We start from the raw sequence: 14,334 nt of genomic DNA, 5'->3' as shown, positions 1-14,334 counted from the left end.
TTTTTAGGCTTCTAATAACTTAGAATCTGCTTCATCTGTTCCTATACGTAACAGATGGAAGGTATACAGGTCTTTTGGTATTTCATATAAGTCATAAACAACTTCATTTGCATTTAATTGTTCGTAAAGAGATGCTCGAGTTTCGTTTGCTTTTACAACATAAGGCAGTTTTTCAGCAGCTTTAATCGAGCGAATGTTCACTTTTCTAATTCGCATAAAAATAGTGTCAATCCCGGCTTCATAAAAGAGTTCGTTGAAAAATGCTTCTTTAGCAGGGCTATTATATCCTTTCCCATGATAGGGTTTGCCCAGCCAAGTCCCTAAGAAGCCAGCGTTATCCTGGATGTCAAACAAATTGATGGTACCGATTGGGTTGCCCCATTCATCAAGAATGGTTCGTGAAATTAATTCACCCCGTTCTTCTGCCTCGATTGTTTGTTTCGTCATAAATAAAAACTCTTCATATGAGTCAGCTTTCTGACGTACAAAAGGGAAGACATCTGGATGCGTCATTAATTCGTACAGTGTGTGACTGTCATGAAGATCACGTTTTTTCAACATGAAAATCCCTCCATTAGGGCATTCCGATCCCATGTGTAAAGAAGCGGTCCACCCTCGAAATTTTTTATAGAATTGCGTAAAAAATTTCGGGGTGGGAATCGAACCCACTAGAACCAGTAAACTGGTGGCGCACCATTTGCCTTCCCTATATCATTTTTTTGTTACCAGATTATGTTTATAAACCCCCATATCAAACAGGTCCAAAATCATTTTACTTAGAGTATAATACAAGAAAAATCGAAAAAAGGAAATAGGTTTTTTGCGGTTTTTCGCTAATATTTTTTACCAATTTTCTACACTTTTTTAGCCTTCTGAATAAACGATTTCACCGCCAATCATCGTCCATTTTGGCTTGGCTAAATAATGGAATGGATGATGGGTCCAGAGAACTAAATCTGCATCCTTACCTTCTTCAATACTGCCGACTTGATCGTCAATTTTTAGGTTTCTTGCCGGGAGAATGGTAATTCCTTCAATAGCTTTTTGTTCTGGTAACCCTTCACGGACGGCAAGGCTCGCGCAAATATTTAAGTATTGGATGGGTGTATAAGGGTGGTCTGTTGTAATGGATACCTCCAGACCGTGATTAGTCAAGATCTCATACGTTTTCCACGTTTTATTTTTTAATTCAACTTTAGATCTTCTGGTTAGTGTAGGTCCTACAGAAACCTTTAGATCATGTCCGGCTAATTCATTTGCTATCAAATGTCCTTCTGTACAATGTTCAATACGCAAATCAAGCTGGAATTCTTCCGCAAAACGCAGGGCAGTAATAATATCATCGGCACGGTGTGCATGGATTCTAACAGGTATTTCCCTTTTTAAAGCCCTTACAAGCGGTGCAATTCGAAGATCCTCAGGATTATCTGTATGGATAGCTTTGTAGAAAGCCTCCCTAAGCATTCCCATAATCCCCATTCGAGTAATGGAATCACTATTACCATGGCTGTGGATCCGCTTTGGATTTTCTCCTAGGGCAATTTTTAAGCCTGCGATATCCTTGACTATCATTTTCTTAATGTTTTTCCCAGTTGTTTTAATAACGGAAGTAGTACCACCAATAACGTTTGCACTGCCGGGCATCACATGAACGGTTGTAATTCCGCTTTTAATCGCATCGCTAAAAGCCTGATCTAATGGATATACGCCATCTATCGCTCGGATATGCGGTGTGAGGGCTTCAACTGTTTCATTGGCATCATTACCGGCCCAGCCAGTCCCTTCATCATATAAACCTAAGTGTGTATGAACATCAATAAAACCAGGAAATAAATAAGCGCCCGAACAGTCGATTATTTTTACTGTTAAATCTGACTTTAAATTCCTGCCGATTTTTTTAATCCTACCATTTTCGATAAGGAGATCAGTATACTTTGCCGGTTTAGAGGTAACCGGATAAATAGTCGCATTTTTCAAAAGTATTTTATCCATAGTAATACCTTTCTATATGTTGTTAATAGTATTTTATCTATTTTAGCAACATATGTGTCACAGGGAAAGTCAGCTAGTGATAATTTATTTTGTTGATTTATTTTAAAATCACGAAACCTTTATAGTGTCAAAGCGTAAATATTAGCGTAAAGAAAAATTATTTAATGGGGGAAATGAAATGGTAAAGAGTGAAGAAAGGTTATTAGCGGCAGGTTTGTATGTCCTGAGCTTGTTTTTTCCTATAATAGCACCACTGATTATTTGGTTATTAAAAAAAGAAGAGTCCACTTTTATCGATGTTCATGGGAAAGAATATTTTAACTTTTTTATTTCTTATTTTGTTTATTCCATTGTGGCAGGTATCTTGACCATTGTACTTATTGGTATTTTTCTATTATGGGCGTTAGGGATTGCAGCGCTTATTTTTAGCATTATCGCTGCAGTTAAAGCTTATGAAGGAAAAGAATATCGATTCCCATGGATATTTAGATTAATAAAATAATAATAGTCAGGAAAGAGAACCCGGCAAAGATTTGTCGGGTTTTTGGCTTATTATCACATAAGTGTTGTCTGGAATTAGTAAAAGTCTATTTGTTTGCATACAGTAGCCCATGTTCTATAATAAGAGATGTATTTTTAATTTTTGGCTGTGTTAATCTTACTGTTGATTTCCGTTCCAGGCGGCTGCGCTTTCCGCGGGCATGCAGGGGGCCTCCTCGGCGCATCTGCGCCTGCGGGGTCTCTTCGGCCCCGTACTCCCGCAGGAGTCTCCGCCGCCTTCCGCTCCAATCAACATGCTAATAATCAACTATAACCTTTATCACAGCCTTATTTTTTTTAAGGGGTGAGGCAATTTGTTAAACCAAACAGGATTAGTTTTAGAAGGCGGCGGGATGCGTGGGGTTTATACTGCTGGGATCCTCGAATATTTTTTAGAACAGGAATTATTTTTTCCTTACGTTATAGGGGTTTCTGCAGGAGCCTGTAATGCAGCGTCATATTTATCAAAACAAAAAGGCAGAAATAAGACGGTAACAGTTGAATATGCTAGTGATCCAAGATATATTTCGTGGAGAAATTATTTCAAAAACAGGCAGTTTTTTGGAATGGATTTTATTTTTGATGAAATCCCTAATCAACATGTACCTTACCATTATGATGTCTTTTATAACAGCCCAGTCGAGTTTGTGGTAGGCGCAACTGATTGCTTAACTGGGATGCCAGTGTACTTTAAAAAGCAGGATTATGAACAAGATTTACTAACCGTATTAAGGGCATCAAGCTCGCTTCCATTTATCGCTCCTGAAATTCGATACCAAGATAAAATTCTCCTAGACGGCGGGATTAGTGATCCTATTCCTATCAAAAAAGCGCAAAGTGATGGCTTTAAAAAAAATATTGTCATATTAACTAGAAATAAGGGTTATTCAAAGAAACCTTCAAAGTTTCACTTCCTGGTGGACAGGAAGTACCCGAATTACAAGGGGTTACGGCAATCATTACGGACAAGGTATCAAGTTTATAATGATACCCTGGATTATTTAGAAAAAGAAGAAGCAGCTGGTAATGTGCTGATTATTCGGCCATCTGAGCCATTAAAAGTGGGACGTATGGAAAGAAAACCACAAAGGTTAGAAGATTTATATCGCCAAGGCTACCGGGATGCAAAGGCATCAATGAATAAAATTAATTCTTATTTAGAAGGTTAGTGGAGAGTCTAGCAGGCTCTCCTTTTACTTTTTCAAAACTCCTATCATTTTTTTTCAGCCTATTAAATAAACTCTTAGTAGAGGAATTGATAAGGGGTTATCTGGATGAAAATAAATGAATATTACCGGGATACAGCTAATATGAACTTAAATGGTAGTATTGCCGCTCTGGTTCCGACAACAATTATCATAATTGGTAATCTTTCTGTTTTAAAGCAAAGGGAAATCATGCTATTTGTGCTTCCGTTTATGATTTATAGCCTGATTAGTTTTCAAATCTACCTATTTAGAATGAAACAATCTATTACGATTAAACGCAATATGGGCGCTTCTAGGGATATTTCCACTTCTATATTTAATGCCCGTCATCTTTTAATACTTTACAGGAACTCACAGTCCTCTAGATTGTTCATTTATTTTCCCAATGGTCATTTGGCTGGGCACATAAAAAAGTTTCGAGGAACTGGTATTGAGAGGTTAAAGCCGTCGAGAACTTATGCTTTATATAATATAGAAGACCAAGTACTGGGATATTTTAAGCTAAAAGGCAGGAAAGTGGTCAAGATTAATGTATTTGATAGAAATCGGATATATTTAGGAAGATTTGAAAGAAGGAATATCGGGTTTCGGAAAGCAAAAAAGGAGCTGTTTGACCGTAACGGAAGGTTCATAGGCGGGGTAGAAGGATCCTCATTCTTTATGGATGAACTCGTTTATGATCGTGGTCTTAAGAATGTGGGGCGGCTGCGAAGAGGGTGGATGCCGATTGAATGGAGTCCTTTATTTCCAGAGCCGAATACACCGGTACTGTCGCTTACAGAAGATTCTTCGCAAGAGGACAGGCTGCTTAGAATGTCGTTCTTAATTAATGAATACTTTATTGAGCGATAATACAAGACAGTTTCCTTCCATAATAATGTTTGATATGATGGATTTAAGCTATAATTATGGGGGTAAAAATTGTGCAAATTGATATAATTAAAGGTCATGGATCAGGAAATGATTTTCTCCTCATCGATGAAGTCTCAAATAACTATGCGTTTACCGAAGAAGATCGAGCGAACCTTGCTAAGATTTTGTGTAACCGAGACTCGGAGCTCGGAGCCGATGGAATTTTGTTTATCATGAAAAGTGAGCAAGCGGATGGAAGAATGCGAGTTTTTAATGCAGATGGTTCTGAAGCATCCATGTGTGGAAATGGCCTTCGTCTTGTAGCCAGATATATCTGTGAACTGAAAGGAATTAAGCAGGCAGTTATTGAAACAATGAAAGCAAATCTAAAGGTTAGAAAACAAGAGGACATATTTCCTCAAGTTCACACCTACCAGGTTGAGATCTCACCGGTCCTGTTTGAACTAAAGGCACTCCCATTAAACCTAAATAAACCTACTCTTTTTAACGAAAGAATTAAAGAGCTTTCAGATGAGTTAAGGTTTACCGCTCTGGCGGTACCCAACCCGCATTTGATCGCGATGGTAGAAACCGAGCAGCTAAAAAATGATCTCCAAAAACAACTTAGTGAAAAAGTGAATGGTCCCAATGATTTATTCCCGGATGGGGTAAATGTCAGCTTTGTAAAGGCGCTCGAAAGAGGCTCTATTTACGTCCGCACCTTTGAACGCGGAGTAGGATTTACAAATGCATGTGGTACAGCCATGTCAGCATCTTCATTGGTTACTTGCTTAACTGATTTAAATGACTATGAAAAGGTCATCAACGTATATAATAATGGTGGTAAAGTCCAATGTATCGTTCATAAAATGGAGGACACCTATACCATTGATCTAATTGGAAATGCTACCTATCTTTATAGTGGTTCCATTCAGTTATCACTTAATGAAAAAACTTTTTCCATTTCATCAAAAACAAACTTTGCAGAACAAGTGACCTATGAGAAGCTCCAAGCGGCTGCTCAGGAAAAAATAGAGCAATTCCTTTAAAAGGATAAGGTATACCACCTTATCCTTTTTTGCTGCTGTTTTTTAAAAACTCAAGGACCGGAGCAAAGGGCTGCAGTTGCTTTGTTTGAAAATAGTCCATAAAAGGGTCGCCTTGACTGCGGATTCGCTTTAGCGCATTTTCCATATTAAAGGGGAATAATTCAAGTTTGTCATTCACTTCCTCCCAGTAAAGAGGGGTGGCGACACCGGCATGTTCGTTTCCCCTCATCGAGTAGGGGCAGACAATTGTTTTACCTTCAGAATGCTGTACATAATCAACATACAACCTGTTATTCCGATTCTTTTTCATCCGTTCAATCGTGAAGGAATCGGCATCTTTAGAGATCAAATATTCCGCAATAAAACTGGTGAATAATCGTGTATCGTCATAGGTATAGACATTTTCCGGCAAAGGAAGGTAAATTTGCAAACCTTTATTGCCTGAGGTCTTTATAAAACCAATCAAATTTAATTGGTCAAGTACTTCTTTTATCAATAATGCGGCTTTGACCGCTAATTGAAAGGCATCTTTTGAGGGCGGGTCCAGATCAAAAACGATTTCGCTTGGTCCAATGCTATTTGTGGTTTGAAAAGGGATATGGAACTCAATTGCCAGTTGGTTCCCCAGCCATACAAGGGTTTTAAGGTTATTACACAAAATGTATTGAATGCCTTCTGCCTCTTTTGTCTGCACATATTCTGGTGCATAATCAGGACAATTCTTTTGATAAAAAGCCTCTCCAAACATTCCATGTGGATAACGAATAACCGTTAAGAGCCGGTCCTTTAAAAAGGGCAGCATAAATGGTGAAACTTCCCGCAAGTAAAGAATATAATCGGCCTTCTGAATGTTGAACTTTTCCCATAAGGGTTTATCAGGATGGGTTATTTCCAAATCTTGTGGCAGATTCTTTTGAGCGAACATAAAGCGGTCATAGGTACAGTCAGCTGGTTGTAAATCAAATCGAAAACGGTCAAAATGAGGTTCACGCAATTGGTTGTCATACAGTTCTAAATATTTAACCTCAAGGCAGATAGCCGGTTCAACATAAATAAATTGATTATCCTCATTAATCATGTTCTGTTTTATCGTTTGCTTTAAGGCATTCTTTTCTTCAGGTTTAAAACCAAATAGAACTTGGCCGATCGAATATACTTTTTTGTCTTGATAAACACTTATATAAAAATAGCCATTTGTTTTTTCATATGAGGTAACAAAGCAGCTGACATATTTCCAATTTTTATATTTTAACCATTGCAGTGTGCGTTTTCCTTCCTCCCAAAAACTATTTTTAAATTTAGCAATAATGCCTTCTCCATCATACAGGACCACGTTTTCCCATAATTCATTAAAATCATCATGAGCTTTTACGTATTGAAGTAATTGATCGTTATACGGATCAGCTTTTAGCTTAAAACCAGCCGCTTGGAATAATTCTTCTAACGCATCTTTTCTTTTATAAAAGGGTTCTGAATAGATCCCATTCCCTTTTACCAACAATAGATCAAAAACCATTAGACGGCAGGGGAAACGAGCTGCTTGCTCTGCAATTTTCTTTTCGGACTTTAGTCGTCCCCGAACCTGAATCGCGGAAAAATTAGCTTTATGTGTGTTTTCCAAATAAACAAGCTCACCATCTAATTGTAACGGTAAATAGGGTTTAAACAGGGCTTCATACTGCAAAAGGAACTTTTTGATTTCTGGAAATTGAGGCAATAAATTCTTTCCATTTCTGCTAATGAGTTCAATCCCCTTTTGATTCCAGGTTAACATGGCCCGAAAACCATCATATTTGACCTCGTACTGCCAATCTGGCCGTACGGGTAGATCAAAGGTTAAACTTGGCAGCATCGGCTTCATCGGTACAGTCCCTTCTTTTCGCTTATTTTGCTTCAATTTATTTCACTTCATCCTTTTCCAAATCTTTTAAGGAATGAAGATGTGACTTTACCACAAAATAAAAACAAAAAAAGAATGGAGAACTACCTATGCATACGATGTGGAAAGGCAGCATTAGTTTTGGACTTGTAAACATTCCCATCAAGCTCCATACCGCAACGGAAGACAAGGATATAAAGCTTCGCACCCTGCACAATAAATGTCATGCTCCTATAAAATATGAAAAAATCTGTACTGTCTGTGAAGAAGAAGTAAAACCTGAGGATATTGTAAAAGCTTACGAGTATACAAAAGGTAAGTTTGTCGTTCTTGATCAGGATGAGTTAGAAAAGCTGCGCAAAGAAAATGAAGAAAAAGCTGTAGAAATCATTGACTTCGTCAAAATTGAAGAAATTGACCCTATTTACTTTGATCGAACGTACTATATGTCCCCGAATGAGGGTGGCAGTAAGGCATACTCCTTACTGCGTAAGGCATTACAAGAGTCCAAAAAAGTAGGACTTGCTAAAATAATTATCCGTTCTAAGGAACAGCTCGCGGTTATTCGCGTATACGAAAATACATTGGTGATGGAAACAATTCATTATCCAGACGAGGTCCGTAAAGCTGGAGATGTTCCTAATGTTCCAGCAGAGAATAAAGTAACGGAGAGAGAATTAGAAACAGCGATCTTACTTATAGATCAGTTAACGACCAAGTTTGAGCCTGAAAAATACACGGATGACTATCGTACAGCATTATTAGAATTAATTGAGTCAAAACGGACAGGGCAGGAGACCGTAACAGCATCAACTAAAGAAGTGGCATCCAATGTTACAGACCTAATGGCAGCTTTACAAGCGTCCATTGATCGAACGAAACCAAATAAAACAACAACAACTGCTCTAAAGGCGGCTTCAAAACCTGAGTTAAAAACACCTAAAAAAGCAGCTGCAGCGCCTAGAAAAAAGGCCCCTTCCAAAGTAAAAAAAGAAGCCTAGCGACAGCTGACAGTTTAAATATAGGCTGTGTTAAAGGTTATTGTTGATTTCAGCATGTTCATTGGAGCGAAGCCGCCTGGAGCGGAAATCAACATTCAAGATTAACACTGCCTAAATAAAAAGAGAAGGACCAGGTTCATAGTACTTGGTCTTTCTTTAATACTGAATTAGCTTCTAAAATTGACTGGGAGTAAAAATTATGTTAAAATTTAAATATGTTTTAATGTTTCGGTATTATCTGATTTAAGTGGTCGTAGCTGCACGAAAGTGGGGAAAGCTCTTTTACCTAACGTGTAGGATACGTCTTTTTTATTTTGTAGAATGGTCAACAAAGGTAAAATGGTGATGCAAAAAGTGTAAAGCATCACTTTTTTATGTATTAGTATTACTAGAATAATAGATGGGAATTCGTTTTAAGCTAAAAACAGGCATAACTACCTATAAGGAGTGATCGTTTTGGCGTTTGGCAGAAAAAATGAAGAAGAAATTAAGTTAGAAGAAACAAAGATTTGGGAATGTACCTCTGAAACTTGTAAGTGCTGGGTTCGTGATAATTTTAAAAGCAGTGAAGTCCCACTTTGCCCAATTTGTAAGAGTGAAATGAGGCAATCAACGAAAGAACTGCAAGTGATTCATAACCATAGTAAAAATTTCATGTAGAAAACGGATAAAGCAGGGAGCATTTGCTCCCTGCTTTATTCGTTTTCTACAATGTTTTTACAGTAATTTAATACTAGCTCTTCTTCATCTTCCTCAAATTCAAAATCAAGTACCTTTTCGGTCACACGTTCAAAAAAGTGATAGCTGGTTATTTTATCTCCGCTTTCATCGTGTACAAAAATACACTTTAAACCGACACCTTTCTCAGAATACAATTCATCTTCCTCATCGACTTCGAGCTCTAGAAAAAACTCGTAACGGTCTCCAGATAGTAAACCAAACGGATCCTCTAATTTTTCCACTTCATGGCCTGTAATGTTCAACTCTATCATCCTTTTCTGTTTATTGACTCTCTTATTATACACATTTTCAGGAATAACCCAAAAAAGTGATATTGGTTACTGTAATATCAAGGATTTTGAATTTAATGTGAATAATTGCACAAAGTTAACCGAACTATACTAGATTACGGTAAGATTAATTTATAAGGGCTTACAATGAAGGATGTTGGTGTCACAATTCATACATGAGGAGAGAAGGCTATGACAACAACGAAAGATTCAATACATATACAATTATATCCATTTTTATTAGCCAGAAAAAATTTTTACCAAATTCTCCATACTTTATTCTTAGAACCAGCCAAGGACAACTTTTTATTTGATGAGGGGCTTGTGAGAAATTTTGACGAATTAAAAGAGGTCCATGAAGGTGGGAGAATTCTGGCTGACGCATTTGAACATTTAACTTCAAATGAGAAAGTGAACATTGAAAGAGAAGAATACTGGCGGTTATTTGTTGGTCCGGGTGTATTAGTGGCTCCGCCTTGGGAGTCGTATTATCGAAGCAAGGAACATCTTTTATTTGAAGAATGGACACTCCAAGTCAGAGAGCTATATCACCAATTTGGGCTGCAATCGATTCAAGAAAATAATGAGCCGGAAGATCATTTACTACTGGAATTTGAGTTTATGATTTTTCTAATCGAGTTAAGTCTGCAAGCTTTAGATATTGAAAAGATTCAGGAACTGATTTCAAAACAAATTGACTTACTCCAAGAGCACCTAACTATTTGGATACCAGAATTTTGTAAACGGGTTATGGATCATACCACTAGCCGCCTATACCTGGGCGCTGCTATGGTTCTTGAAGACTTTTTAAACTTTGATTTGACGTCTTTATTAGAAATAAAGGAGGCAGTAGAAAATGTCTGAAGACCACTTAAAGAACTTGTTGAAAAATAAAATGGAGAGACGAACCTTTTTAAAATGGTCAAGTGCAATTGGTATCCCGGTTATTGCCGGTGGAATAGGAACAAAGATGCTTGTCGAACGAAACAAAGAAACTAAACCAGTAAGTGCTAAAGAAGAAAGTTCAGAGACGATTATTTCAACTTGTAGTGTTACTAACTGCGGAGGACGTTGTATCATCAAAGCACATGTAAAAGATGGAGTTGTAGTCCGAGTTAGTACAGATACTCAAGAGGGTGGAGACCTCTCTCATCCTCCTCTAAGGGCGTGTATAAGAGGAAGAAACTATCGAAGCATGCTTTATCATCCTGACCGTCTTAAATACCCTATGAAACGAGTGGGTAAAAGAGGCGAAGGTAAATTTAAGAGGATTTCTTGGGATGAGGCGATTGAGTCTATTGCTGCACAAGTAAAAAGAATTGGAGATACATATGGCCCTGAATCTAGGTATGTTAACTATGCATCTGGTCAATGTTGGGGATTACATGGCGGCGTGAGTGCTGCCAAAAAACTTTTAGCCTTAACTGGTGGATATTTGAATTCCCGAAATGACTACAGTTCTGGTGCTGGTAATGTTGCCACTCCTTATACTTACGGAACAAATAACTCGGGAAGCAGCTTTGATTCTTTGCTTCATTCTAAATATATTATTTTATGGGGGCAAAACCCTTCTGAAATGATTTTCTCCACACCGTATCGTGAATATTTAATGCAAGCAAAGAAGAATGGGGCAAGAATAGTCGTAATTGACCCTAGGTATACCGATACCGCCATTGCTTTCGCTGATGAGTGGATACCCATTCTTCCAACAACAGATACTGCGATGATGGATGCCATGGGGTATGTAATTGTTAGTGAAAAACTTCACGATCAGGGTTTCCTTGATAAATACTGTCTTGGATTTGATGAGAATCACATGCCTGATGGTGTTTCGAAAGATGAATCACTAAAAAGCTATTTACTTGGGAAAAACGATGGCATCCCTAAAACTCCTGAATGGGCCGAAAGGATTTGTGGTGTACCCGCTAATAAAATTCGGGAAATAGCCCGTGCTTATGCTCAAACCAAACCTGCCGCACTAATTCAAGGCTGGGCTGCACAGCGACAAGCATTTGGAGAGCAATTCATGCGCGGCGGTGCACAATTGGCCTGTCTAACAGGAAATATTGGTAAACTGGGAGGCTGGGCAGCTGGGACTGGCTATTGGAGCCGCAGTAATATTGTTTATCCATTTTTTGACGAAAACCCAGTAAAAGCTTCCATTCCATGTTTTCTATGGACTACTGCGGTAGAAAAAGGGACAGAAATGACTGCTGCTGATGGGTTAGAAGGAACGGATAAATTAAATACCAATATAAAAATGATTTTTAATATGGCAGGTAATATGCTGATAAATCAGCATGCCGATATCAATAAAACACGTAAACTGATTGAGGATGAAAGTAAAGTAGAGTTTATTGTTGTCAGCGATCTCTTTATGACCCCAAGTGCAAAATATGCGGACATATTATTACCGGGAACAACCTTTTTTGAACGGTACGATATTGGTGTACCATGGTGTTTTGGAGATTATGTGGTCTTCGGGGATAAGACCATTGATCCACTTTATGAATGTCGAAATGAATATGATGTGTTTGCAGATATCGCTGAAAAGCTCGGACTAAAGGATCGGTTTACAGAAGGAAAGACCATTCTTGATCTCGTAAAGGAAAGCGTCAAGAGGACAAAACACGAGCTTGACCCAAATTTCCCAGCATTTGAGGAATTTCGTAAAAAAGGAGTATATCACTTTACATATAGTGAGCCATTAGTAGGTTTTAAAAAGCAAATCGATGACTTTGAAAAAAATCCATTCGAAACTCCTTCCGGAAAGATTGAGCTGTTTTCAAAGGCCTTGTGGGATATGAACCAACATGATGAAATACCTGCAATTGCTAAGTACATTTCTTCATGGGAAGGACCTGAAGACCCGCTTATTAAGAAGTATCCACTTCAACTGATAAGCTGGCATTATAAGCGGCGTTGCCACTCCACCTATGATAATCAAGAGTGGCTTGAGGAAGCAGCCAAGCAAGAGATGTGGTTAAATCCAAAGGATGCCGAAAAACGAGGGATTAAAAATGGGGATCGGGTACAGGTATTTAATGACCGCGGATCACTTGTGATTGATGTCAAAGTCACACCAAGGATTACTCCTGGAGTTGCTGGAATTCCTCAAGGTGCATGGTATACTCCTGATAAAAATGGACTTGATCAACGAGGCTCCGTAAATGTTCTGACATCACAAAGGCCGACGGCATTAGCAAAGGCTAATCCGCAGTTATCAAACCTGATTGAAGTTAAAAAACTATAGGAGTGAGGAATTTGAAACAGCTCGGATTTTATATTAATCAAAGCCTCTGCACCGGTTGTAAGGCATGTACAGTGGCTTGTAAAGATAAAAATAACCTTGAAGTTGGCATCAATTTCCGCAGGGTTTACTCATATGAAGAAGGAACCTTTATAAGACAGTCCAATAGTGGACTTATTCCAAATATAAAAGCATTTTATTTCTCCATTTCATGTAATCATTGTCAGAACGCTGCCTGTATCCCAAGCTGTCCGACCGGTGCGGTTGTAAAAAATAAACAAAACGGTGTCGTAACCATTGATCAGGATGTATGCCAAGGGGCGCAATTATGTATTAAGGCCTGTCCATACGGATCTCCTCAATACAATAAAAAGGTGTTTAAATCAAATAAATGTGATTTTTGTATGGATCTACAAGAAAAAGGCGATGATCCAGTGTGTGTGGCTGCTTGTCCAATGCGGGCAATTGAATTCGGGCCAATTGAAGAGCTTCGAAAAAAGTATGACAGCGTCAATCAAATTAAAGGGATGCCGAGTGGCGCCATTACACATCCAAACCTTGTCATTACACCGCATAAGGATGCAAAGCTGTCTGGCAGTTAACAAAAAAAACAGCAGGTGATAATATGTCGCTCCTTGTTAATTGGCTTGAAAGTATGCATGTAGATGCCCAAATAACCAAAAAATGTTCTAGGAAGAAACACCTTCTCTCCACTTGTACGGCTTGTATTGATGCCTGTCAATTTGGGGCGCTAGCCATGACTCATACTTCAATTAGGATAGATACAGAGAAATGTAATTCATGCGGAGAGTGTATGATTGCCTGTCCGCTTTCCGCTATAGAAGGTGTTGTTGCATCAAGGGAATATGAACAGGACACCTTGCTCTATAATGAGTCCTATATTCCAAAGATAAAAGAATTGCTTATCTACAAACAGAGAGGGGTAAACAAAATTAAGGCAGATAGCATCCCTCTTAACCGAAATTGGATGGAGGTTATTAATGAGGCCAATAAAATCCTGCAGATGCTGGAAGAAAGCCCCATCCAAATAAGGGAGATACGTAAAGATGAGGGATTGTCTAGGAGAGCCTTTTTATCTTCTTTACAAGCAGAGAGCAGACAGTTAGCAAAATCTTTGGCACCTGCGGCTTGGAAGTTAGAAGCAAACGAATGGAAAATAACTCGTTATTATTGTGACTATCAATTCTATCAGGTGGAAATCAATCTTCACCAATGTACACTTTGTCAACAGTGCTTTTCCTTCTGTACTCAAAAGGTATTTACTTTAGAGGATCATTTAATACGGGTTGATAATGAAAAGTGTGTAAACTGTTGTGATTGTATGGATATCTGCCCGGAAGGTGCCTTAGAAATTAAACAAAAAATTACAAAAAAACAACACAAAAACTACCCGCTTATGATGCATGAATGTACAAATTGCGGGAAATTATTCTACACATTCCAACTAAAAGCAGACAACTGCCCTATTTGTCACGATCGAGATCCAGAATGGTTAAGTCCTTAATATTCTATAAAAAAGAGGTTCCCTTTAA

Annotated in this window: 14 protein-coding genes; 10 read left to right on the top strand and 4 right to left on the bottom strand. The window is 38.3% G+C overall.

Features of this window, described 5'->3' with window-relative positions:
- Positions 1 to 3: 3 nt before the first annotated feature.
- Complete coding sequence (locus V7077_RS00855) at positions 4 to 561, bottom strand: GNAT family N-acetyltransferase (protein ID WP_335497936.1); 558 nt, start codon at positions 559 to 561, stop codon at positions 4 to 6.
- Positions 562 to 864: 303 nt separating this feature from the next.
- Positions 865 to 1,992, bottom strand: coding sequence for an amidohydrolase (locus V7077_RS00850; protein WP_335497934.1), 1,128 nt, complete (start codon positions 1,990 to 1,992; stop codon positions 865 to 867).
- 178 nt (positions 1,993 to 2,170) lie between these two features.
- Here V7077_RS00850 and V7077_RS00845 point away from each other — a divergent pair, with 178 nt between their 5' ends.
- The 4 genes from V7077_RS00845 (at position 2,171) to dapF (ending at position 5,641) form a co-directional block, all read left to right on the top strand.
- On the top strand, positions 2,171 to 2,494 hold the full coding sequence (locus V7077_RS00845; RefSeq protein ID WP_335497932.1) for a DUF4870 domain-containing protein: 324 nt from the start codon (positions 2,171 to 2,173) through the stop codon (positions 2,492 to 2,494).
- Positions 2,495 to 2,846: 352 nt separating this feature from the next.
- Complete coding sequence (locus V7077_RS00840) at positions 2,847 to 3,701, top strand: patatin-like phospholipase family protein (protein ID WP_335497931.1); 855 nt, start codon at positions 2,847 to 2,849, stop codon at positions 3,699 to 3,701.
- 105 nt (positions 3,702 to 3,806) lie between these two features.
- Entirely contained in the window at positions 3,807 to 4,592 is a 786-nt protein-coding gene (locus tag V7077_RS00835) for a hypothetical protein (protein WP_335497930.1), read from the top strand.
- Between the two features lie 71 nt (positions 4,593 to 4,663).
- Entirely contained in the window at positions 4,664 to 5,641 is a 978-nt protein-coding gene (gene dapF, locus V7077_RS00830) for a diaminopimelate epimerase (protein WP_335497928.1), read from the top strand.
- A 19-nt stretch (positions 5,642 to 5,660) separates the two neighbouring features.
- Here dapF and V7077_RS00825 read toward each other — a convergent pair whose 3' ends face one another.
- The gene (locus tag V7077_RS00825) at positions 5,661 to 7,502 is read right to left on the bottom strand and encodes a DNA ligase D (RefSeq protein ID WP_335498093.1); all 1,842 of its coding nucleotides are present in this window, start codon (positions 7,500 to 7,502) and stop codon (positions 5,661 to 5,663) included.
- A 128-nt stretch (positions 7,503 to 7,630) separates the two neighbouring features.
- Here V7077_RS00825 and V7077_RS00820 point away from each other — a divergent pair, with 128 nt between their 5' ends.
- Complete coding sequence (locus V7077_RS00820; RefSeq protein ID WP_335497927.1) at positions 7,631 to 8,521, top strand: Ku protein; 891 nt, start codon at positions 7,631 to 7,633, stop codon at positions 8,519 to 8,521.
- Positions 8,522 to 8,977: 456 nt separating this feature from the next.
- Positions 8,978 to 9,181: a cold-shock protein gene (locus V7077_RS00815; protein WP_235740070.1), complete on the top strand. Its 204-nt coding sequence runs from the start codon at positions 8,978 to 8,980 to the stop codon at positions 9,179 to 9,181.
- Positions 9,182 to 9,216: 35 nt separating this feature from the next.
- On the opposite strand, the gene V7077_RS00810 is transcribed toward V7077_RS00815, so the two are convergent.
- Positions 9,217 to 9,513 (bottom strand): DUF6509 family protein, encoded by a 297-nt coding sequence (locus tag V7077_RS00810; RefSeq protein ID WP_335497926.1) that lies wholly within the window; start codon positions 9,511 to 9,513, stop codon positions 9,217 to 9,219.
- Between the two features lie 210 nt (positions 9,514 to 9,723).
- Here V7077_RS00810 and V7077_RS00805 point away from each other — a divergent pair, with 210 nt between their 5' ends.
- Genes V7077_RS00805 through V7077_RS00790 form a run of 4 tightly spaced genes read left to right on the top strand, consistent with a single transcriptional unit; the run spans position 9,724 to position 14,306 of the window.
- A complete protein-coding gene (locus tag V7077_RS00805; protein WP_335497925.1) occupies positions 9,724 to 10,395 on the top strand; it encodes a TorD/DmsD family molecular chaperone in 672 nt (223 codons plus the stop codon).
- Entirely contained in the window at positions 10,388 to 12,784 is a 2,397-nt protein-coding gene (locus V7077_RS00800; protein WP_335497922.1) for a DMSO/selenate family reductase complex A subunit, read from the top strand. The genes V7077_RS00805 and V7077_RS00800 overlap by 8 nt, the downstream gene beginning before the upstream one ends.
- An 11-nt stretch (positions 12,785 to 12,795) precedes the next feature.
- Complete coding sequence (locus V7077_RS00795) at positions 12,796 to 13,383, top strand: DMSO/selenate family reductase complex B subunit (protein WP_335497920.1); 588 nt, start codon at positions 12,796 to 12,798, stop codon at positions 13,381 to 13,383.
- A gap of 23 nt (positions 13,384 to 13,406) precedes the next feature.
- On the top strand, positions 13,407 to 14,306 hold the full coding sequence (locus tag V7077_RS00790; protein WP_335497919.1) for a 4Fe-4S binding protein: 900 nt from the start codon (positions 13,407 to 13,409) through the stop codon (positions 14,304 to 14,306).
- Positions 14,307 to 14,334 lie beyond the last annotated feature (28 nt).

This window comes from Neobacillus vireti (assembly GCF_036962465.1).
GTDB lineage: Bacteria > Bacillota > Bacilli > Bacillales > Cytobacillaceae > Neobacillus > Neobacillus vireti_B.
This window is presented reverse-complemented; position numbering and strand designations above follow the sequence as displayed.